At 57.0% G+C, this 21,580-nt stretch carries 20 protein-coding genes and 2 pseudogenes; 10 read left to right on the top strand and 12 right to left on the bottom strand.

The window, feature by feature from the left end:
• Window positions 1–70 precede the first annotated feature (70 nt).
• Both ACIQ0R_RS03490 and ACIQ0R_RS03485 read left to right on the top strand, forming a co-directional pair.
• Window positions 71–613 carry an AraC family transcriptional regulator gene (locus ACIQ0R_RS03490; RefSeq protein ID WP_395823706.1) on the top strand — a complete coding sequence of 181 codons (543 nt, stop codon included), beginning with the start codon at window positions 71–73 and terminating at the stop codon, window positions 611–613.
• Window positions 614–772: a helix-turn-helix domain-containing protein gene (locus ACIQ0R_RS03485; RefSeq protein WP_395823704.1), complete on the top strand. Its 159-nt coding sequence runs from the start codon at window positions 614–616 to the stop codon at window positions 770–772.
• A 190-nt stretch (window positions 773–962) separates the two neighbouring features.
• Here ACIQ0R_RS03485 and ACIQ0R_RS03480 read toward each other — a convergent pair whose 3' ends face one another.
• The 4 genes and pseudogenes from ACIQ0R_RS03480 to ACIQ0R_RS03465 form a co-directional block, all read right to left on the bottom strand.
• Window positions 963–1,232 carry a hypothetical protein gene (locus tag ACIQ0R_RS03480; RefSeq protein ID WP_395823702.1) on the bottom strand — a complete coding sequence of 90 codons (270 nt, stop codon included), beginning with the start codon at window positions 1,230–1,232 and terminating at the stop codon, window positions 963–965.
• A 63-nt stretch (window positions 1,233–1,295) separates the two neighbouring features.
• Window positions 1,296–2,557: pseudogene (locus tag ACIQ0R_RS03475) on the bottom strand (IS4 family transposase).
• Window positions 2,558–2,625: 68 nt separating this feature from the next.
• Window positions 2,626–2,931 (bottom strand): NUDIX domain-containing protein, encoded by a 306-nt coding sequence (locus ACIQ0R_RS03470; protein ID WP_395823700.1) that lies wholly within the window; start codon window positions 2,929–2,931, stop codon window positions 2,626–2,628.
• A 369-nt stretch (window positions 2,932–3,300) separates the two neighbouring features.
• The gene (locus ACIQ0R_RS03465) at window positions 3,301–3,909 is read right to left on the bottom strand and encodes a glutathione S-transferase N-terminal domain-containing protein (RefSeq protein WP_395823698.1); all 609 of its coding nucleotides are present in this window, start codon (window positions 3,907–3,909) and stop codon (window positions 3,301–3,303) included.
• 238 nt (window positions 3,910–4,147) lie between these two features.
• On the opposite strand from ACIQ0R_RS03465, the gene purB reads away from it, so the two are divergent.
• The gene (gene purB, locus ACIQ0R_RS03460) at window positions 4,148–5,515 is read left to right on the top strand and encodes an adenylosuccinate lyase (RefSeq protein ID WP_395823696.1); all 1,368 of its coding nucleotides are present in this window, start codon (window positions 4,148–4,150) and stop codon (window positions 5,513–5,515) included.
• Between the two features lie 225 nt (window positions 5,516–5,740).
• Here the strand turns inward: purB and secF are convergent, their stop codons facing one another.
• The 5 genes from secF to queA all read right to left on the bottom strand — a co-directional run bounded on the left by secF (window position 5,741) and on the right by queA (window position 11,630).
• Complete coding sequence (secF, locus tag ACIQ0R_RS03455; protein WP_395823694.1) at window positions 5,741–6,685, bottom strand: protein translocase subunit SecF; 945 nt, start codon at window positions 6,683–6,685, stop codon at window positions 5,741–5,743.
• 96 nt (window positions 6,686–6,781) lie between these two features.
• The gene (gene secD, locus ACIQ0R_RS03450) at window positions 6,782–8,647 is read right to left on the bottom strand and encodes a protein translocase subunit SecD (protein ID WP_395823692.1); all 1,866 of its coding nucleotides are present in this window, start codon (window positions 8,645–8,647) and stop codon (window positions 6,782–6,784) included.
• Between the two features lie 174 nt (window positions 8,648–8,821).
• A complete protein-coding gene (gene yajC, locus ACIQ0R_RS03445; protein WP_395823690.1) occupies window positions 8,822–9,175 on the bottom strand; it encodes a preprotein translocase subunit YajC in 354 nt (117 codons plus the stop codon).
• 279 nt (window positions 9,176–9,454) lie between these two features.
• Window positions 9,455–10,582: a tRNA guanosine(34) transglycosylase Tgt gene (gene tgt / locus ACIQ0R_RS03440; protein ID WP_395823688.1), complete on the bottom strand. Its 1,128-nt coding sequence runs from the start codon at window positions 10,580–10,582 to the stop codon at window positions 9,455–9,457.
• 28 nt (window positions 10,583–10,610) lie between these two features.
• Entirely contained in the window at window positions 10,611–11,630 is a 1,020-nt protein-coding gene (queA, locus tag ACIQ0R_RS03435) for a tRNA preQ1(34) S-adenosylmethionine ribosyltransferase-isomerase QueA (RefSeq protein ID WP_395823686.1), read from the bottom strand.
• Window positions 11,631–11,821: 191 nt separating this feature from the next.
• Between queA and recG the strand changes: the two genes are divergently transcribed.
• The 4 genes from recG to ACIQ0R_RS03415 all read left to right on the top strand — a co-directional run bounded on the left by recG (window position 11,822) and on the right by ACIQ0R_RS03415 (window position 16,531).
• Window positions 11,822–13,960, top strand: a complete 2,139-nt coding sequence (gene recG, locus ACIQ0R_RS03430) for an ATP-dependent DNA helicase RecG (RefSeq protein WP_395823684.1) — start codon at window positions 11,822–11,824, stop codon at window positions 13,958–13,960.
• A gap of 185 nt (window positions 13,961–14,145) precedes the next feature.
• Window positions 14,146–15,093 (top strand): LysR substrate-binding domain-containing protein, encoded by a 948-nt coding sequence (locus ACIQ0R_RS03425; protein WP_395823682.1) that lies wholly within the window; start codon window positions 14,146–14,148, stop codon window positions 15,091–15,093.
• A 189-nt stretch (window positions 15,094–15,282) separates the two neighbouring features.
• The gene (gene ubiA, locus ACIQ0R_RS03420) at window positions 15,283–16,137 is read left to right on the top strand and encodes a 4-hydroxybenzoate octaprenyltransferase (RefSeq protein WP_395823680.1); all 855 of its coding nucleotides are present in this window, start codon (window positions 15,283–15,285) and stop codon (window positions 16,135–16,137) included.
• A 73-nt stretch (window positions 16,138–16,210) separates the two neighbouring features.
• Window positions 16,211–16,531, top strand: coding sequence for a YqjD family protein (locus ACIQ0R_RS03415; RefSeq protein WP_395823678.1), 321 nt, complete (start codon window positions 16,211–16,213; stop codon window positions 16,529–16,531).
• Window positions 16,532–16,682: 151 nt separating this feature from the next.
• Here ACIQ0R_RS03415 and proC read toward each other — a convergent pair whose 3' ends face one another.
• The gene (gene proC / locus ACIQ0R_RS03410; protein ID WP_395823676.1) at window positions 16,683–17,507 is read right to left on the bottom strand and encodes a pyrroline-5-carboxylate reductase; all 825 of its coding nucleotides are present in this window, start codon (window positions 17,505–17,507) and stop codon (window positions 16,683–16,685) included.
• A 29-nt stretch (window positions 17,508–17,536) separates the two neighbouring features.
• The gene (locus ACIQ0R_RS03405; RefSeq protein ID WP_395823674.1) at window positions 17,537–18,268 is read right to left on the bottom strand and encodes a YggS family pyridoxal phosphate-dependent enzyme; all 732 of its coding nucleotides are present in this window, start codon (window positions 18,266–18,268) and stop codon (window positions 17,537–17,539) included.
• Between the two features lie 175 nt (window positions 18,269–18,443).
• Between ACIQ0R_RS03405 and ACIQ0R_RS03400 the strand changes: the two are divergent.
• The 3 genes and pseudogenes from ACIQ0R_RS03400 (at window position 18,444) to ACIQ0R_RS03390 (ending at window position 21,254) form a co-directional block, all read left to right on the top strand.
• Window positions 18,444–19,487: pseudogene (locus ACIQ0R_RS03400) on the top strand (type IV pilus twitching motility protein PilT).
• Window positions 19,488–19,623: 136 nt separating this feature from the next.
• Window positions 19,624–20,760: a PilT/PilU family type 4a pilus ATPase gene (locus ACIQ0R_RS03395; RefSeq protein WP_395823672.1), complete on the top strand. Its 1,137-nt coding sequence runs from the start codon at window positions 19,624–19,626 to the stop codon at window positions 20,758–20,760.
• Window positions 20,757–21,254: a glutathione peroxidase gene (locus tag ACIQ0R_RS03390; RefSeq protein ID WP_395823670.1), complete on the top strand. Its 498-nt coding sequence runs from the start codon at window positions 20,757–20,759 to the stop codon at window positions 21,252–21,254. The genes ACIQ0R_RS03395 and ACIQ0R_RS03390 overlap by 4 nt, the downstream gene beginning before the upstream one ends.
• A gap of 2 nt (window positions 21,255–21,256) precedes the next feature.
• On the opposite strand, the gene ACIQ0R_RS03385 is transcribed toward ACIQ0R_RS03390, so the two are convergent.
• Window positions 21,257–21,580 (bottom strand): hypothetical protein (locus ACIQ0R_RS03385; protein WP_395823668.1); only part of this gene is annotated, 324 nt, incomplete at its 5' end.

The following is a 21,580-nucleotide window of genomic DNA, read 5'->3' as shown; positions in this document are numbered from 1 at the left end:
ATCCTGCGCAAGCTGCGGCTTTTTTGCGCTGCGTTTCTGGTAATGCTTTGGCCGATGTGGCGTATGGCGACTGTCACGGCTTGAGACAATTATTGGGAAATGGGATTGTTCAGGGCGGACTAAGTATGCTGCGGCAGGCGTGCTGCGCGTCAGCGCCGGCAACAGCACCTGGATTGTGCCGCCACTGAGGGCAATCTGGATTCCGCCGCTGGTCGAGCATGAAATCGCCACCATGGAAAAATCGCAATTGCGGGCGCTATATGTCGATACCGGCGCGGCACCGTTTGAAGGCCGGGAATGCATCGTGCTGGAAGTCTCGATCCTGCTGCGCGAGCTGATCGCCGCACTGTCGCAAATCGAGCACGACAGCCGGCGCGAGAGGCTGTTGAGCCAACTGATCCTGAACGAACTGGCTGAAGCCAAAACGCCGGCGATACGGATCGCGCTGCCGACCGAAAAACGCCTGCAAGCAATCTGTCGGGCGTTAATCGAACAGCCCGATTCGAACCAAACGCTGGCCGACTGGGCGCAACAGGCCGGGGCTTCCGAGAGAACCCTGGCGCGTCTGTTCGAAAGCGACCTGGGCATGACTTTCGGCCAATGGCGGCAATAGATCAGGCTGGCGCACGCGGCACCGATGATTGCGCGCGGCATGCCGCTGTCGCAGGTCGCCGCTGAACTGGGCTATGCCAGCCAGTCGGCGTTTTCTGCGATGTTCCGCAAAACCTTTGGACAGTCGCCGTCGACTTTCTTCGCGCCGAAAAAAAATTAGCGCGGCTGCCAATCAACAAACTCAGCTCGATTGGCTCTAAGCCAAATACAACTGGAGAATTTGCGGTTGTAGTCTTTGCCGGCCTGAGCAAAACGCGCGCGCATGGCCGATGCTTGTCCGCGCAAAAACTGACAACATACTCCCCCCAACACCTCTAGTCTCAATGCACACCTGAATCGATAACCCGCTATCAGGCGCTGGTCACAGCTTGCGCTTCGTCAGGATTATCGCCAAGCGCGATAGTGAGAATTTGGGACGGGATTTGATTGGCGAGCACTGGTTCCAGATGACGCACAAGGCTGGGAGGGACGATGAATTCAGAACTGCTTTTCAACTCCGATAGCGGCCACCAGCGGAACGCTTTGACGACCGTTTTTTCCTCTTCGGTCATGTTCCCGCTGCCAAAGTGCTGGCGACGCGTGCGGGCCAGAATGAACTGCTCCTGATGCAACGTAAGCACCCCGTTGCGTTCGAGCAGGTGCTCACCTTGCCAGATCGTCGGTCCAAGGCTTAGCGCACCTCGTTATACACAACTCGACAGCATCCCCATTTCGCGTAGCGTTTTAATTGTATGAGCCGAGGCTCGGACATCGCGCAGTCCTTCCCAAATTGTCTTGGCACCGGGTTCGCCATCGCTTTTTCTGGCCAAGAACCCGCCGGCACGGGCCACCATGCGCAGCACCTCGTTCAGTCTGGGTGCCGGCGGCGCCAACTGTTTGTTGAGCAGGTAAGCGGCCTGAATCTCATCGGGGTCGAAGAACAGTCTGGCGTCCAGCTCGGGGCAGGTGCGCCCCATCCGCATCAGATGGGCGATGCGCCAGGCCACGACCAGATACAGGGCCAAGGCACGCTCGATGCGTTCGATCGTGCCCAACTGAAGCGCTTCGACCTTGCAGCCGTTCTTGAGCACATTGAACAGCATTTCGCTCTCCCAGCGGGCGCGATACCAGTCGATCAGTTCGGCCACTTCGGCTGCGCTGGTGGCGATCCGATTCGTCAGCAGGCGCCACTCGACCGGCTTGATGCCGGCCGGTGCGCCGTATTCACGCGCCACGATGCAGGTGGCAAGCACCGCCTTGCCCTTGCCCGCGTTCAGTTCGACACGGCGCGCCCACAGTTGCTGGCGCACGATGCGCGCCTTGGCGCCCGGCCGTGCGGCCAGCGTGAATTCGACTTCACCCAGCGGCGCCCCTTCCGTGGTGTGCGGCCACAGCTTGTCGCTGTTGGGCAAACAGCGGTTGTGCGCGGCGCGCACCAGCCAGTCGACCGGGCACGCCAACTGCTGCGCCCGCATCATCAGGGGCAACATGTCCGCCTCGCGGTCGGCGACATACACAAGGCGCGTGGCGGGCAGGCGCGGCGCCAGCTCGGCCAGCCGTTCATAGCCTTCGATCCAGCGCAGGCTTTCCTTCGGACCGCCGCGCTGGCCGTCGTCACCGCGTAGGTCGGGTGGACGTACATGCCTCGCTGCGCCTCATAGCTGAGCGACCCGAGGCCGCGCGCCTGCTGTCCGTTGAAGTCTAGTTCGGTCGTGTCCTGCAGGCACAGCACCACGCTTTGCGCGGCCATCCGCTGTTCCGTTTGCTGCCAGTGCGGCTCCAGGATCGCACGCCACTCAACGCTTGCATTGTCAAAGAAACGATATGCCGCCATCGTTTCGCCCCAGCCGTGACACGCCTTTGGCACACTCGCCGTCGGTGTCGCCGCCATACTTTCCATCAGTGTCCTCGCTCGCCGGTTCAGGCGCGCATCGCCCAAGTCAAGTTGCTCAAACTCCGAGTCCATCCATGCTCTCGACTTGCCTGCCATTTACGCCACGCAAAGGACGAGAGTAAACGCGATTTCGCAACCGCTTACAAGGGGGCTGGCAAGTCATTGAAAGTCAACGGATTTTCAGTGCCACGGCGCGACTGGTAGACTTGTGTATAACGAGTTAGGCTTAGCGCCGCCTGGTTCAAGCCGATTTCCTCGCTTGCTTCGCGGTACACTGCTTGCTCCGGCGTCTCTTGCGCTTCAATGCCACCCCCGATCGTGCACCAAAAGCTGCGGTCCGGCAGTGCAATCTTCATCAGCAACAGTTCGTCGCATTCGCTCAACAGCACAAGACGTACGTTGCGGCGAATTGGAAATGTGTTCGACGAAAGAGATGAAGGAGTCAAGACTTTCCTTTGAACCACGACTATCAATGACAGCACGCCCCGCAAGGGTCTAACGTCTTCCAAATCAAAACTGATCTTACACTGCGGGCTCAGACACTTGTCCTCGACCTGCAAGACTTAGGTCCGCTGATTGTGTCCGGCTCCGTGGACGGTTGGGGCAGCAGCGCCGAAAACAACTTCGACATGGCGGCATTTCGCGTGTAGACAACTTATCAAGCAGTGCTGCGCACGCAAGGCGACATCGTGCCGGAGCACAACGCAATAAAGTGCAAGACATTTTGGCCGCACTTAAAAAGTGATGGATTTGCACACTAGTGCCGCGAGGATAGAACAGTCACGCCTGATTCGGCTCGACAAATCGATTACCGTTTATTGCGGAACGGTATCCTTGAACGACTGCCGCTCAGACAATTTCTCGAACAACTTTGCCAGCGTCGGATAATCTTCGCGCCAGGTGATTTCCGGGAAACGGAAACTGAGCCAGCCCAACGCACAACCAACGGCAACGTCGGCCAGCGAATAATGGTTGCCGGAGCAAAATGGCTTTTCGGCCAACCCTGCCGCCATTGCCTTCAGGCCGGCATCGATCTTGCGCTGCTGCCGCGCGATCCAGGTCTGGCTGCGTAATTCCGGCGGGCGCTGGGTCGCTTCCAGACGAATCAACACGCCAGCCTCCAGAACGCCATCGGCCAACGCTTCCCAGCACTTGACTTCGGAACGCTCGCGGCTGTTGATTGGAATCAGCTTACCGACCGGCGTCAGGGTATCGAGATATTCAACGATCACGTGCGAGTCGAACATCGCGCCACCATCTTCCATCACCAGGCAAGGCACCTTGCCTAAGGGATTGGAAGCCTGAATCTTGCTGTCTGGAGCCCACACGTCGTCCGGCACAAAGTCGTAATCAAGCTTCTTCTCCGCCATGACAACACGGACCTTGCGAACAAAAGGACTACCCAGAGAACCGATCAGCTTCATATGTCACTTATAGCAAAAAATTATGACCGATTATAACATTCGACGTAAGCTACTTTGTTCATCGGCAGCAGCATCGATATGGAAAGCGACATATTTACCACGATCCAAATGGTAAAATTCGGCTTCAGTTGTTATTGCCGTTATTTCTTACGAATAATCAACGACGGCGCGCAATTGCAGTTTAGAAATTGTTGGTGCTTCGATCTCATCTTCACTCACCTCTATAGTCATCACTATCATGTCTCTCTCCACGCTTTCCGCCCTGTCCCCGCTGGATGGCCGCTATGCAGCCAAAACCGACAAACTACGCCCGATCCTCTCCGAAGCGGGTTTCATGCACCATCGGGTCAAGGTTGAAATCGCCTGGTTGCAAGCCCTGTCTCAAGCTGGCTTCAGCGAAATCAAGCCGTTCTCGGCCAGCGCCACTGCTCTGCTCGATAAACTGGCCAGCGATTTCAGCGAAACCGATGCGGAACGCATCAAGGCCATCGAAGCGGTCACCAACCATGATGTGAAAGCAGTTGAATACTGGCTCAAAGAGCAGGTCAAGGATGTGCCAGAGCTGGTCGCAGCGTCCGAGTTTATTCACTTCGCCTGCACCTCGGAAGACATCAACAATACTTCCCACGGGATGATGCTGAAAGCCGCACGCGACAACGTGCTGCTGCCGGCTTTACAGCAAGTAATCGCCAAGCTGACCGAGCTGGCGCACAGCAATGCCGACTTACCGATGATGTCGCGTACTCACGGCCAGCCGGCCAGCCCGACAACGCTCGGCAAGGAAATCGCCAACGTCGTAGCGCGCCTGCAACGTGCCACCAAGCGCATCGCCGCAGTCGACATCCTCGGCAAGATGAACGGTGCAGTGGGTAACTACAACGCCCACTTGTCGGCTTACCCAGACTTCGACTGGGAAACTTTCTCCAAGAACGTTATCGAGCAGCGCCTCGGCCTGGTCTTCAATCCGCACACGATCCAGATCGAGCCGCACGACTACATGGCCGAACTGTTCGATGCAATCAGCCGTAGCAACACCATCCTGCTGGATTTGAACCGCGATATCTGGGGCTACATCTCGCTGGGCTACTTCAAGCAGCGCACCAAGGCAGGTGAAATCGGTTCGTCGACCATGCCGCACAAGGTCAACCCGATCGACTTTGAAAACTCGGAAGGCAACCTGGGCATGGCCAACGCCGTGCTCAAGCACATGTCGGAAAAACTGCCGCTGTCGCGCTGGCAGCGCGACCTGACCGATTCGACCGTGCTGCGCAATATCGGCGTCGGCCTCGGTTATGCAGTCCTGGCTTACGACAGCTGCCTGCGTGGCTTGAACAAGCTGGAAGTCAATCCGGCGCGCCTCAGTGAAGATCTGGACGCAACCTGGGAAGTGCTGGCAGAACCGGTGCAGACCGTGATGCGCCGCTACGGCATTGAAAATCCGTACGAGCAATTGAAAGAACTGACCCGTGGCAAGGGCATCTCCAAGGAGGCGCTGCGCGAGTTCATCCTCAAGCTGGAAATCCCGCAAGAAGCCAAAGAGCACCTGCTGGCGATGACGCCGTCAAACTACATCGGACAGGCAGCGGCATTGGCGAAGAAAATCTAAATAACACAGGTTCAAGGAGCGTGCGTGGGCACCAGTGCCCACGCTAAGTTGCCGAGCAATAAAAAACCAGCCCGAAGGCTGGTTTTTTATTATTCAGATGACGCCCGGGCCGCGAGAAACCGTGGCGAGCGCTGCAACATCGGCAGGAGCAGCGCTACGCTACGCAGGTGCGGTGAGCATCGCAGTGCCGAGATTCTAGCGCGCAGCAGGTTTATCGATGTCCCGTCAGACTACCGCGCCATCCGTCTCATCTTTTTCCTTGATCGGCTTGATCATGTCTTCACGCTTGACGCCCAGCCACATCGCTACGGCAGCAGCAACGAACACTGAAGAATAGATACCGAACAGAATACCGATGGTCAGCGCCAGTGCGAAATAATGCAATGCCGGGCCGCCGAAAACGAACATCGACAACACCATGATTTCGGTACTGCCGTGGGTGATGATGGTACGTGAGATGGTGCTGGTGATTGCATGATTCATGACGTCGGCCACCGCCAGCTTGCCGAAGCGGCGATCGCGGAAGGTTTCGCGAACGCGGTCGAACACCACCACCGATTCATTCACGGAATAACCCAGCACCGCGAGGATCGCCGCCAGCACGGTCAGCGAGAATTCCCATTGGAAGAATGCAAAGAAGCCCAGGATGATGATGACGTCATGCAAGTTGGCGATGATCGCCGCTACGGCATACTTCCATTCGAAGCGAATAGCCAGGTAGATCATGATGCCGATCACCACGAACAATAACGCCATCAAGCCGTCGTGCGCCAGTTCATCGCCCACCTGAGGCCCGACGAATTCGGTGCGTTTGAGCTCGACATCTGCATCCTGCTGCTTCAACGATGCCAGCACGGTCGCACTTTGCTGACCGGAATTCACACCCTTTTGAGCAGGCAGGCGAATCATCACATCCTGCGCGGTGCCGAAATTGGTTACCTGATTGTCGGTATAGCCAAGGCCTTCGACAGTCTTGCGAATGCCCTCGATATTCGCCGGCTTGCTGTAGGCGACCTCGATTACCGTACCGCCGGTAAATTCAATCGACAGATGCAGGCCTTTCGAGAACAGAAAGAACACTGCAGCTACGAACGTCAGCGCCGAAATCACATTGAAAATCAATGCATGGCGCATGAACGGAATATCTTTTTTGATGCGGAAAAGTTCCATCACATTCCTTTTAGTTCACTTTGGCCGCTATTGAAGACGACCGCAAATAACTTCTGTCGCGTCATCCCCGCGCGGGGATGACGATTTGTACTCGATTCAAGCGTTCGGTTTCCAGATTTGACCAATCGACAAGCTGGTCAATTTCTTCTTGCGGCCGTACCACAAATTAGCGAAACCGCGCGACACGAAGACCGCCGAGAAAATCGAGGTCAGGATACCGAGACAGTGCACCACGGCGAAACCGCGGATCGCGCCGGAACCGAAAATCAGCAGTGCCAGACCGGCAATCAGCGTCGTCACGTTGGAGTCCAGGATGGTGGCCCAGGCGCGGTCGAAACCGACGGCAATCGCGGCTTGCGGGGAATTACCGTTACGCAGCTCCTCGCGGATGCGCTCGTTGACCAGCACGTTGGCATCGATAGCAATACCCAGGGTCAGCGCAATCGCGGCGATACCGGGCAAAGTCAGCGTCGCTTGCAAGGTCGACAGCACGGCGATCAACAGCAACAGGTTGACCGACAAAGCCAGCACGCTGAACAAGCCGAACAGCATGTAGTACACGATCATGAATACGGCGATGACGGCAAAGCCGTACATGGTCGAATCGAAGCCCTTCTTGATGTTTTCGGCACCCAGTTGCGGGCCGATAGTGCGTTCTTCGATGATTTCCATCGGTGCCGCCAGCGAGCCTGCACGCAACAGCAGCGACAGATCGGCTGCCGCTTCTGGCGAACCCATGCCGGTAATCTGGAAGCGCGAGCCCAACTCGCTCTGAATGGTCGCCACCGTCAGGACTTCGCCCTTGCCTTTTTCAAACAGTACGATCGCCATGGCCTTGCCGACCTTGCCGCGGGTAGCGTCGCGCATCTTGCGCCCGCCGTCGCCGTTGAGGTCAATACTGACCGCCGGCTGCTGGTTCTGGTCAAAGCTGACGGCGGCGTTGGAGATGTAATCGCCGGTCAGGACCGGATCCTTGTACAGCACTACCGGTGCATTCTTGCCGACCTTGAACAGTTCGGAGCCGAACGGTACCGCTGCTGTGGCTTCGGTGCCGCGCGTTACGGACTCATCTACCATCCGCACTTCCAGCGTGGCGGTGCGGCCGATGATGTCCTTGGCGCGCGAGACATCCTGCACACCAGGCAACTGCACCACGATACGATCGACGCCCTGACGCTGGATGATCGGTTCGGCAACACCCAGTTCATTGACCCGCTTCGACAGCGTGGTGATATTTTGCGTGACGCCGTTATCGACGATCTGCTTGAGCGCCTCCGGCTTCAGCGCTGCCACCAGCGCCGGATCGCTGCCAGCCACCGCCGGCGCAACCTGAATCAGCATCTCGGACAATTGCGGCGTCAGCAAGTCGCGCGCCTTGTTCAGAGTGTCTTGATCGCGGAAACTGATTTCAATCGCATCGCCGTTACGGCTGAGGCCGCTATAACGGATATCCTTGTCGCGCAACGCACTGCGGGCGCTGGCTTGTATGCCTTGCAGCCGCTTGTTGATGACCGCCTTGGTATCGACCTGCATCAGGAAGTGCACGCCACCGCGCAAATCCAGCCCCAGATACATCGGGAACGCGTGCAGGCTTTGCAGCCATTGCGGCGTGTTCGGCATCAGGTTGAAGGCGACCACGTAAGTCGGATCGGTCGGGTCGTTATTCAGGTTTTGCTCTAGCAGAGCTTTGGCCTTGAATTGCGTGTCGGTATCGTGGAAACGGGCGCGCACCGTGCCTTGGGGGCCAGTATTTTCAAACGCGACGCCGTCTGCCGCCAAATTGCCTTGCTGCAGAATTTGCGAGACACGCTCAGCCAGTGAGCTGTCGATCTTCAGCGTCGATTTGCCGCTGCTCACCTGTACCGCAGGCGATTCGCCAAAGAAGTTCGGTATGGTGTAGAGCACGCCAAATAACAGCGCGATGACGATCAGAATATATTTCCAAATAGGATAGCGATTCATATTGATTCAGCGTTCGTTCTGTGTGAGTCTCGATATCAAGTGAGTCTCTTGCTTGCAGTATTGATGCTGCCGAAACCCAGGGCGCGCAGCGCTACGGGGCTCTTGTGGGTACCGGGCAGGTACATTTGAAGAGAGCATCCAAAGCGGATGCTCTCGTTCCGTCAAACAGCGCGCCTACAGCACCGTTTTGATCGTACCCTTTGGCAACAGCGTGGTAACCGCACCCTTTTGCACCAAAACTTCAGTGCCGTTGGCGATTTCCAGCGCGATGTAGCCGTCGGCTACTTTGGTAATCTTGCCCAGCATGCCGCCGACTGTGACGACTTCATCGCCCTTGCCGAGCGCGTCCATCATGGCTTTTTGCTCTTTCTGGCGCTTCATTTGCGGACGAATCATCAGGAAATACAGCACCACGAACATCAGGATGATCGGCAAAAAGCTGGTCAGGTTGCCGCTCAGGCCGAACGGGCCGGTTGCCGCAGTAGCAGCAGGCGCAGCTTGCGCATATGCATTGGAAGTAATGAACACGAGTTGCTCCAGGTAGTAGTTTGAAAATAGCCCAGCATTCTAGCATTGGGTAGCGGCATACAACCGCCCGCTCAATCACCCGCCGCATTTATTGCCGGGAAAACAGGCCTGTACGCGGCAGCAAATACTATGTTGCCGTGCACCAAACCCGCTGGCGTAGATCGGCTTGCTCTGGAATGGTTGCGATAATATACATTCTTGCGCTGATTCAAACGAATAAAGATCGATGAACAGATAGAACCAGAGTTAAACACGGGTAAGCCGACATAAACCGACAAACTAGACCCCCCGCGCGCGCTCCGCATGGAACTGCGCCACAAATGCAGTGAATTGGCCGGCATCCAGCGCCGCCCGGATATTTTTCATCAGGTCCAGGTAGTAATGCAGATTATGAATCGTATTTAACCTTGCGCCGAGTATTTCGCCGGTACGATGCAAATGATGCAAGTAGGCGCGCGAAAAATGACGACAGGCGTAGCAGCCGCAGGTTTCATCGAGCGGCTGCGTATCTTCTTTATAACGGGCATTCTTGATCTTGAGATCGCCAAAACGGGTGAACAGCCAGCCATTTCGTGCATTGCGGGTCGGCATCACGCAATCGAACATGTCGATGCCGTTCTCGACGCCCGCCACCAGATCCTCCGGCGTGCCGACGCCCATCAGATAATGCGGTTTTTCAGCCGGCAGACGCGGACCGATATGTTGCAGCACACGCAACATTTCTTCCTTCGGCTCGCCGACCGACAAGCCGCCGATGGCCATGCCGTGAAAATCGAGCTCTTGCAGCTCGACCAGCGATTCATCCCGCAGATTCTCGTACATGCCGCCCTGGACGATGCCGAATAGTGCGTTGGGGTTTTCCAGCTGATCGAATTCGTTCTTCGAGCGCTTGGCCCAGCGCAGCGACATGCGCATCGACTTTGCGGCTTCCTCACTGGTGGCTGGACGGCCATCGATCTCATACGGGGTACATTCGTCAAACTGCATCACGATGTCGGAATTGAGGGCCTTCTGGATCTGCATCGAGACCTCGGGCGAGAGAAAAAGCTTATCGCCATTGATCGGCGAAGCGAACTTGACGCCCTCCTCTGTGATTTTGCGCATCGCGCCCAGTGAAAATACCTGGAAGCCGCCGGAATCGGTCAGGATCGGGCGGTCCCAGCCCATGAACTTGTGCAGGCCGCCGAATTTCTCGATCACATCCATGCCCGGCCGCAGCCACAGGTGGAAGGTGTTGCCGAGGATGATCTGGGCTTCAATCTCGACTAGCTCCAGTGGCGACATCGCCTTCACTGAACCGTAAGTACCAACCGGCATAAAGATCGGCGTTTCGACATAGCCGTGGTTCAGTTTCAGACGGCCGCGACGGGCCTTTCCTTCGGTTTTCAGCAGCGTAAATTCAAGCATGGGCGGTGGCAATCTTCAATAATCAGGATCAAACGTTATAAGTAAGCAGCATCGCATCGCCGTAGCTAAAGAAGCGATAGCGCTGCGCGATGGCGTGCGCATAGGTGGCGCGAATGCGCTCATAGCCGACGAACGCCGAGACCAACATCAGCAAGGTCGATTTCGGCAAGTGGAAATTGGTGACCAGCCGGTCTACGGTCTGGAATGCATAGCCGGGCGTGATGAACAACGCGGTATCGGCGCTACCCGCCTGCAAAGCACCCGATTGCGACGCCGATTCCAGCGCCCGCAAACTGGTGGTGCCGACCGCCACCACTTTGCCGCCAGCCGCCTTGGTGGCTTGCACCGCATCGACGGTTTCCTGGGCAATGGTGTACCACTCGCTGTGCATCTTGTGTTCTGCCAGATTTTCGCTGCGCACCGGCTGGAAAGTACCGGCGCCGACATGCAGCGTGACGTAGGCAAAGCCTACGCCCTTCAGACGCAGACGCTCCAGCAGTGCCTGATCGAAGTGTAAGCCGGCAGTTGGCGCAGCGACTGCGCCGGCGTGCCTGGCATACACCGTTTGATAACGGGTTTCGTCGAAGGCATCGGCATCGTGCTCAATATATGGCGGCAGCGGCAAGCGACCGTGCGCCTCGATCAGCTCGAACACATCGGCCGGGAATTGCAGCGTATAAAATTCGCCGGCACGCTCACCCACCACCACGTCGAATGCATCGGCAAGCCAGATGTGAGTGCCTGCCGGCGGCGACTTTGAGGCGCGCACCTGCGCATGCACGGTACGGTTGTCAACCACCCGCTCGACCAGCACTTCAACCTTGCCGCCGGTTTCCTTGACGCCAAAGAAGCGCGCCTTGAGCACGCGGGTGTCGTTAAAGACCAGTAAATCGCCGGCATTGAGCAACTCGACAATATCAGTAAATTGCCGATCTGTTAATTGATCGCCATCGACGCGCAGCAGGCGCGAGGCACTGCGCTCGGACAGCGGCGTCTGCGCGATCAGTTCTGGCGGCAGGTCGAAATCGTAATCGGAAAGAGAATGCATGCTCGAATAAATAATGAAATAACGAATAATAGTCAGTGTGTTCCATAGAAAACCGTATGCCGGGTTGCCAATCCGGCCATAGGCTTTACAATGGCAAGCGCTGAAATCCGCACAACGCAGGATGATCGCACTCGATGCTTTTGATGAGCAAACCCTCTATTTTACGCCCAGCCGACCACTAACGGCCCGATATGTCTGCTCCGAAGCGAAAAACCGCCGCCAAACCCGCTGCTGCAACTTCCGCACCAGCCGCCAATACCCGCGCCAGCAAACTGGAAAAACTCGGGCTGCGCTCGGACATGGATCTGGTACTGCACTTGCCAATGCGCTATGAGGATGAAACGGAAATCGTCAGCGTACAGCGCGCCGGCATGATGGGCGCCAGCGTAGCGCAAGTCGAAGGCATCGTCACCAGTTGCGACATCCAGTACCGGCCTCGGCGGCAACTGGTGGTGACGATTGCCGACGATAGCGGCCAGCTAGTCATGCGCTTCCTGAATTTCTATGGCAGCCAGACCAAGCAGTTGGCGCCAGGCACGCGGGTGCGCGCACGCGGCGAAATCCGTCACGGTTTTTTCGGCGCCGAAGTGGTCCATCCCAATTATAAGGTGGTGCTGGAAGGCGCGCCGTTGCCCGACGTCCTGACGCCGGTCTACCCTTCAGGCGAGGGCCTGTCGCAGGTTTTCCTGCGCAAGGCGATTGCCGATGCCATGCAACATATCGAATGGCGCGACACCTTGTCGCCGGCACAACTCGCCGATGCGCAATTGATGCCGTTCGAGACAGCGGTGCGCCTGCTGCACAATCCGCCGCCGGAAGTCGACGAACATGCGCTGGAAGGTCGCTCGCATCCGGCCTGGGTGCGCATGAAATTCGACGAATTGCTGGCGCAGCAATTGTCATTGAAGCGCGCCCAGGTCGCGCGCCGAGCCAAGAATGCCCGGGCGCTGCCGGTTGTCGGACAATTGTCGTCAGCATTCCTGGCGGCGCTGCCGTTCAAACTGACCAAGGCACAGCAACGCGTCGTCGCGGAGATCCGTGTCGATCTGCACGCCTCGTTCCCGATGCAGCGCCTGCTGCAAGGCGACGTCGGCAGCGGCAAGACCGTGGTCGCCGCACTGGCCGCCGCGCAAGCGATCGATAGCGGCTATCAGGCGGCACTGATGGCGCCAACCGAAATCCTGGCCGAACAGCATTTCCGCAAGATCGCGGCATGGATGGAACCGCTCGGCGTCAGCGTTGCCTGGCTCACCGGTAACCTGAAAAAGAAAGAAAAACTGGCGGCGCTGGAGCAGATCGAATCCGGTGAAGCACAACTGATGATCGGCACCCATGCGTTGATCCAGGATACGGTACAGTTCGCCAAACTCGGATTGGTGATTGTCGACGAACAGCATCGCTTCGGCGTCGGCCAGCGGCTGGCGCTGCGCAACAAGACTATTTCCGAGAGCGGCGGCAGCGATGCCTCGCCGCAAGAGATAAACGCAGCGGCAGTGGTCCCGCATCAACTGATGATGAGCGCCACGCCGATCCCACGTACGCTGGCGATGACCTACTACGCCGACCTGGAAATTTCAGTGATCGACGAATTACCGCCAGGCCGCACGCCGATCGTCACGCGCGCGGTCGACCAGAACCGGCGCGACGAAGTGATCGCCCGGGTTCATGCCGCGGTGCAGGATGGACGCCAGGCCTATTGGGTCTGTCCGTTGATCGAGGAATCGGAGGCGCTGCAGTTGCAGACCGCAACCGAAACCTACGCAACGCTGGCAGAAGCGCTGCCCGACCTGCGCATCGGCCTGGTCCACGGCCGTCTCAAGCCAGCCGAGAAACAGCAGGTGATGGATGCGTTCAGCGCCGGCGCATGTCACGTGCTGGTAGCCACCACCGTGATTGAAGTTGGCGTCGATGTGCCGAACGCCTCACTGATGGTGATCGAGCACGCGGAACGTTTTGGCCTGTCGCAATTACACCAGTTACGCGGACGGGTTGGACGCGGCTCGGCGGCCAGCGTATGCTTGCTGCTGTATCAAAGCCCGTTGGGCCGGATCGCCAAGCAGCGACTAATGACCATGCGCGAGACTACGGACGGTTTTGAAATCGCCCGGCGCGATCTGGACATCCGCGGCCCCGGCGAATTTCTGGGCGCGCGCCAGTCGGGTCAAGCCATGCTGCGCTTTGCCGATTTGACGACCGACCAGTGGCTGGTCGACCGTGCACGCGACCTGGCGCAGACTCTGCTGCAAGCGCCGACGCCTGAAAATATCGCCACGGTCAACGCCCATCTGGCGCGCTGGCTGGGTGGCAAAGAAGAATTTTTGAAGGTGTGACGCATACGGCACAAGATGCAGGCACCTGCCCGCGGCTGGCGGGCTTTTCTAACCCGGCGCATTGCCGCAAAAGGGCTTTCAGTTCTAGCGCGAAGACGACGCCTTGGAAGGTTGCCGGATATGGCAAAAGCGTCAATGAAACACGGGTATACCATGCTCATTAAAAATTATGAGAAGATAACAACATGACTCTAACCGGACTTAAATACATCGTCGCGGTTGCCCGCGTCAAACATTTCGGCCACGCGGCCGAAGCATGTTTCGTGGCGCAACCGACGCTGTCGGTGGCGATCAAGAAACTGGAAGACGAACTTGGCGTCGTCATATTTGAACGCGGCGGCACGGAAATCTCAGTGACGCCGCTGGGCGCGCAGATCGTCGCGCAAGCCGAACGGGTGCTGGAGCAAACCGCCACCATCCGCGAAATCGCCAACCAAAACAAGGATCCGCTGGCGGGCCCGCTGCGGCTCGGCATCATCTACACGGTCGGTCCTTACCTGCTGCCGCCGCTGGTCAAGACCATGATTGGGCAAGTACCGCAAATGCCGCTGGTGCTGCAAGAGAATTTCACCGTGCGCCTGCTAGAGTTGCTGCGCCAGGGCGAACTGGATGCCGCCATTATCGCCCTGCCGTTCCCTGAGCATGGACTGATGGTGCAGCCGCTGTACGATGAACCGTTCGTGGTGGCGCTACCCAAGCATCATGCCTGGGCCAATCGCGATAGCATCAGCGCCGAAGATCTGAAATCGGAAACCATGCTGTTGCTCGGCAACGGCCATTGTTTCCGTGATCAAGTGCTGGAAGTGTGTCCCGAAATGTCACGCTACTCGACCGCGGGCGACGGCATCGCTCGCACCTTTGAAGGCTCGTCGCTGGAAACTATCCGCCATATGGTGGCATCGGGCATCGGTATTACTGTGCTGCCGCAAGCATCGGTACCCGATCTGGACGCTAAAGACGGTATGTTGCGCTATGTGCCGTTTACCGAACCGGGACCGTCGCGTCGCGTTGTCATCGCCTGGCGTAAGAGTTTTACCCGTCATGCTGCGATCGAAGCGGTGCAAAAAGCAGTTCTGGCTTGTGGCCTCAGAGGCGTCACCTTACTGCATGACGCCAAAGTCATCGAAGGCTAAAATAGACCAGCAGCTAGCGCAGCGCTCAATTCACGGCAGGCGGCAACGCCTGCCGTCTTTCCATCAAAGCCAGCACAGATCGACCTCCGGCTCACGCCCGAAGCAACTACCGTCGTTTTTTACCGATTGCCGCTTTTTACCGGTTGCCGCTTTTTTTATTTATCTCTGTTCTTTCTTCGTCAAAACAGCATGAAGCGCCTCAAACTCTATTTTCATCTGATCCGTATGGACAAGCCGATCGGCATCCTGCTGCTGCTCTGGCCAACACTGGCTGCACTATGGCTGGCAGCGGACGGCAAGCCCTACTGGACACTGGTGGCAATTTTCTGCATCGGCACGGCACTGATGCGCTCGGCCGGCTGTGCAATCAACGATTTCGCCGACCGCGATTTCGACAAGCATGTTAAACGCACTGCCGAACGGCCACTAACCAGCGGCAGGATCGCTGCCTGGGAAGCGATTGCTGTGGCGCTGGTGCTGACAGTGCTGTCTTTCCTGCTTATCTTGCCGCTAAATGCGTTGACCAAACAGTTGTCGGTGATTGCGGTGATCGTCGCCGGCAGCTATCCTTACTTCAAGCGCTTCTTCGCCATCCCGCAAGCTTATCTGGGTATCGCCTTCGGATTCGGCATCCCGATGGGCTTTGCCGCGGTACTGGCAACGGTGCCACCGGCGGCGTGGCTGCTGCTGCTGGCTAATGTATTTTGGGCCATCGCCTACGATACTGAATACGCAATGGTAGACCGCGACGACGACTTGAAGATCGGTATTCAGACTTCGGCAATTACGTTCGGCCGCTATGATGTGTTGGCAGTCATGCTTTGTTATCTGTTAAGTTTGGGATTGGTATTTGCTGTAGGATGGCAGCTCGGCCTGCGCGGCTGGTTCGGTGCGGGCATGCTGGTGGCGCTATGCTGTGCGCTGTATCACTACCGATTGATCCGTACCCGCGATCGAGCTGGCTGCTTTGCCGCCTTTCGCCACAACAACTGGCTCGGTGCCGCGATGTTCGGCGGAATTGCGCTGGATTATGCGTTACGATGATAATTCAACATCATTTTTATGATACATTAAGCAACACACCACCACCCCCGAAAACCACTTTGAAGAGGTACCTATGACTACTACCGACAATGTAAAAGAGATGCGCGACAATTTAGCTGGCGAACTGAAATCAGTCATCAAAGAAGTGGAAACGCTGCTCGACGATACCCAGGACCAGGCGGAAAAAAAATACAATTCGGTGCGCGCCAAACTGAGAGCTGCATTGGATACCGCCAAGACAGAACTGCCGAAAGCCACCAAGAAAGCCGTGGAGCATACCAAGCATGCTGCCCATGTCACCGACGACTATGTTGGCGACAATCCTTGGAAGGCAGTCGGTATCGCCGCCGCCATCGGCTTACTGGCGGGCCTGGTGATCGGCCGCAGCAAGTAACATTTACATCAGCGCTTAGCCGCTGGCGCCCCTCTGAGACACATAACAAAACAGCGGCATTCGCGATGCGATTGCCGCTGTTTTTATTGTCACTTATGTTTGCAACTGCATACCGCGGCCACGGCCCGAATGTCGACGCTAAATGTCGGCGCTAATCGCAGCCAAACTCATCGCCCAATTGCCGTCCGCGCTCTGCCGCAGCCTTGATGGCATCAATAATCGATGCCTTCACGCCGCTAGCTTCCATGCTGCTCAGCGCCGCATAGGTAGTGCCGCCCTTTGACGTTACGCGTTCGCGCAGCAAGGAAACCGGTTCCGCCGACTGGCTTGCCAGTTGCGCGGCACCGACGAAGGTGGCCTTGGCCAACTCGATGCCCTGCTGCGGCGTCAATCCGAGTTCTTGCGCCGCCTGTTGCATGGCCTCGATGAAATAAAACACATAGGCCGGGCCGCTACCCGATAGCGCAGTGACCGCATCGATCTTGCTCTCGTCGTCGAGCCACGCGGTACTGCCTACTGCGCGCAAAATGACATCGGCGGTCTCGCGCTGCCGCGCCGACACGCCGGCGCTGGCAAACATACCGGTGATGCCCTGGCCGATTAATGCCGGCGTATTCGGCATGCATCGTACGATAGCGCTGTAGCCACCAAGCCAGCGCGCCAGATCGGTCGCACGGATGCCTGCAGCGATCGACAGCACTAATTGGTTCGTCACATGCGGCCGCAATTTGGCGACAACTTCCTTCATCTGCTGCGGCTTGACCGCCAGCACAATCACTTCACTGCGGCCGATCGCGGCGTCGATCTCGCTGGCGCTGCTCACGCCAAAGCGTTGCTGCAGATTTTGCAACGCGTCCGGATTTAGATCGACCACGTGCAGATTGGCTGCCTCGGTGACCTTGCCGGCCAGGCCGCTGATCAAAACCGCAGCCATATTGCCACCGCCGATGAAACTGATATTGAGCTGGTTGTTCATGATTTCCCTGTGATTGTGCGTACGGTCTGTCATTCCGGCTTGACGCGGTGTCCGAAAATAGCGCTGCCGACCCGGACAATGGTCGCGCCCTCGGCAATCGCTGCCGCCATATCAGCCGACATGCCCATCGATAAGGTATCCAACTGCGCCGCATGGTCCGACAAGGCCGATTGTAATTGCTGCAACAACTCGCGCGTCTGGCGAAACGCTGCCCGCTGTTTCTGTTCATCCTCGGTCGGCTCTGGAATCACCATCAGACCGCGTAATGCCAAGTGCGGCAATCCGACAACGGCCCGCGCGGTGTCCAGCACGGCGGACGGTGCGACCCCGCTTTTACTGGCCTCGCCGCTGATATTGACTTGCAGGCAGATGTTGAGCGGCGGCAGGTGGGGAGGCCGTTGCATGGACAGGCGCTGGGCAATTTTTTCGCGATCAACCGTGTGCGCCCAGTGGAAATGTTCGGCGATCGGCCTGGTCTTGTTGCTCTGAATCGGCCCTATAAAATGCCATTCCAGCAATACGCCTGCATACTGGGCGGCGGCCAGCGCTGTGTCAACCGCAGCGATTTTGTCGAGGGCCTCCTGCAAATAGTTTTCGCCGAAGGTGCGCTGGCCGGCAGCTACCGCCTGCATGACCTCATCAGCACCAAAAGTCTTGGATACCGCCAGTAACGCCACGCTGTCAGGATGGCGCGACACCGCGCCGGCTGCAGCCTGAATACTGGTTTGGACGGCTTGCAACTTCTGCGAAATTAAGGACATAATCAGGGACTTCGGAAAATTACCGCAAAGAAATTTCTGGAACCTGCGACCGCGCTCGATATAGAGCGGCTTTATCTGAATTTTGCCCTCGGCAAATCGTCAAAAGCACGCTCTAAATCGGGCAACGGGCATCCGGCAATATCGTTTAACACAATACATAGCACGAGGATTATAAATGAACATTTCCGAACTTCTGGCATTTTCGGTAAAGAATAAGGCATCCGATTTGCATTTATCCGCAGGCTTGCCGCCGATGATCCGGGTTCATGGAGATGTGCGCCGCATCAACCTGCCGGCGCTTACCCATCAGGAAGTCCATGCGATGATCTATGACATCATGAACGATGGTCAACGCAAGGCTTACGAGGAGCATCTGGAAGTCGATTTCTCGTTCTAGATCCCTGGGCTGGCGCGCTTCCGTGTCAACGCTTTCAACCAGGATCACGGTGCCGCAGCAGTGCTGCGGACCATTCCTTCAACCGTGCTGACGCTGGAACAATTAAATACTCCGCGCATCTTTGCCGAACTGTCGCTGAAGCCGCGCGGCCTGGCGCCGGTAACCGGCCCGACCGGTTCCGGCAAATCGACCACGCTGGCGGCGATGGTGAACCACGTCAATGAAAACGAATATGCGCACATCCTGACCATCGAAGATCCGATCGAGTTTGTCCATCACTCCAACAAATGCCTGATCAATCAGCGTGAAGTCGGCCCGCACACCCATTCGTTCAGCAATGCGCTGCGCTCTGCCTTGCGGGAAGATCCCGACGTGATCCTGGTTGGCGAATTGTGCGATCTGGAAACCATCAGACTGGCGCTGACTGCCGCCGAAACCGGCCACCTGGTATTCGGCACACTGCACACCTCCTCGGCCGCCAAAACCATCGACCGTATCGTCGACGTGTTTCCGGCAGAAGAAAAAGAAATGGTGCGTGCAATGCTGTCGGAATCGCTGCAAGCCGTGATTTCGCAAAGCCTGCTCAAGACCAAGGACGGCTCCAGCCGTGTCGCCGCCCATGAAATCATGCTGGGCACGCCGGCGATTCGCAATCTGATCCGGGAGAGCAAAATCGCCCAGATGTATTCGGCAATACAGACCGGCAGTAACATGGGCATGCAGACGCTCGACAGCAACCTGACCGAACTGGTCAAACGTAATATCATTTCGATGGCAACGGCACGTGCCGCCGCCAAGACGCCAGATAACTTCCCTGGTTAATGCGGGTAATCTGGATAGCTGGCAGCATAAAAACGATCGTTAATCGTTCGTAGTTGGGAGTTGATCGCTAACGATTAATGCTTAATGATTAATTGCTGATCAGAATTGTTTTTAAACATACCGAAATAGGATCGTCATGGAAAGAGATCAAGCGACCAAATTCATGCGCGACTTGCTGCGTCTGATGGTCAGCAAGCGTGGCTCCGATCTGTTCATCACTGCCGATTTTCCGCCTGCGTTCAAGATCGACGGCAAGATCACGCCGGTGTCGAACCAACCGCTGACGGCAGCGCATACGGTGGAACTGGCGCGCGCCATCATGAGCGACAAGCAAGCGGCCGACTTCGAGGAAACCCAGGAATGTAATTTTGCCATCAACCCGAGCGGATTGGGGCGTTTTCGGGCTTCGGCGTTCATCCAGCAGGGGCGGGTTGGCCTCGTACTGCGGGTCATCACTACCGACATCCCTAAATTCGAAGACCTGGGCTTGCCGACAACGCTCAAAGATGTGGCAATGACCAAGCGCGGCCTGGTGATCATGGTTGGCGCCACCGGTTCCGGCAAATCGACCACACTGGCAGCGATGGTCGGCTACCGTAACGAAAACAGTTACGGCCACATCATCACTATCGAAGATCCGATCGAATATATCCACCCTCACAAGAACTGCATCGTCACACAGCGCGAAATCGGTGTCGATACGGAGAGCTGGAGCGTAGCCCTGAAAAACACGCTGCGACAGGCGCCGGACGTGATCCTGATCGGCGAAATCCGCGACCGCGAAACCATGGACTACGCTATCGCTTTCGCCGAAACCGGCCACCTTTGTCTGGTAACCCTGCACGCCAACAGCGCCAATCAGGCGCTTGACCGCATCATCAACTTCTTCCCGGAGGAGCGTCGGCCGCAATTGCTGATGGACTTGTCGCTGAATCTGAAAGGTATCGTCTCGCAACGTTTGATTCCATTGAAAAACGTCAAGGGCCGCTGTGCAGCGGTCGAGATTCTGCTCAATTCACCGTTGATTTCTGATCTGATTTTCAAAGGCGATGTGCATGAGATCAAAGAAATCATGAAGAAATCGCGCGAGATAGGCATGCAGACTTTCGACCAGGCGCTGTTCGATTTGTACGAAGAAGATAAGATCACTTACGAAGACGCGTTGCGCAACGCCGGCTCGGTCAACGATTTGCGCCTGTCCATCAAACTGCGCAGCAAGGAAGCCAAGGACCGCGATCTTGCTGCCGGCACCGAACATCTGGGGATCGTATGAGTACCAACCACACTGGCAGCATCTATGACTTCACCGTCAATCAACTGGACGGCACACCTGAATCGCTCGCAGCATTTCGCGGCAAGGTGCTGCTGATCGTCAACACCGCCAGCAATTGCGGCTTCACGCCGCAGTGCAAAGGATTGGAAGAAATTTACCAGAAGTATCGCGACCAAGGCCTTGCAGTATTGGGTTTTCCGTGCAACCAGTTTGGCGCTCAGGAACCGGGGAGCGCGGATGAAATCGGGGCTTTTTGCGAAAAGAACTACGGTGTCACTTTCCCACTGTTCGAGAAAATCGAAGTCAACGGCCAGCACGCCGCGCCGCTCTATCAATTTCTGAAAAGTGCGGCACCGGGTTTGCTCGGCAGCGAAGGTATCAAATGGAATTTCACCAAGTTCCTGGTCGCCCGGGATGGTAGCGTGGCCGCGCGTTTTGCTCCGCAAACCAAGCCTGAATCGCTGGCTGCGGATATCGAAAAATTATTGCGCTGAGATTATTGATTCTGCGGCAGGCGGCAGGGTTGCCGATCACGGGCGCACGGTGAAAGTCTCCGAAAAAAAACAGCTTTGCTCCGTGCGAAAAATCGCCTGCATGCAAAATTACGCGTAAAGATGGCCGTTCGGTTCGCAACAAACAATTTTTGCCGACAGGCCCGGCCATCGAACTGATTACTATCTGAACACGACTTATTTAGTCCGCCCTGAACAATCCCATTTCCCAATAATTGTCTCAAGCCGTGACAGTCGCCATACGCCACATCGGCCAAAGCATTACCAGAAACGCAGCGCAAAAAAGCCGCAGCTTGCGCAGGATCAGG

Source organism: Collimonas sp. (genome assembly GCF_044339385.1).
Lineage (GTDB): Bacteria > Pseudomonadota > Gammaproteobacteria > Burkholderiales > Burkholderiaceae_D > Collimonas.
This window is presented reverse-complemented; position numbering and strand designations above follow the sequence as displayed.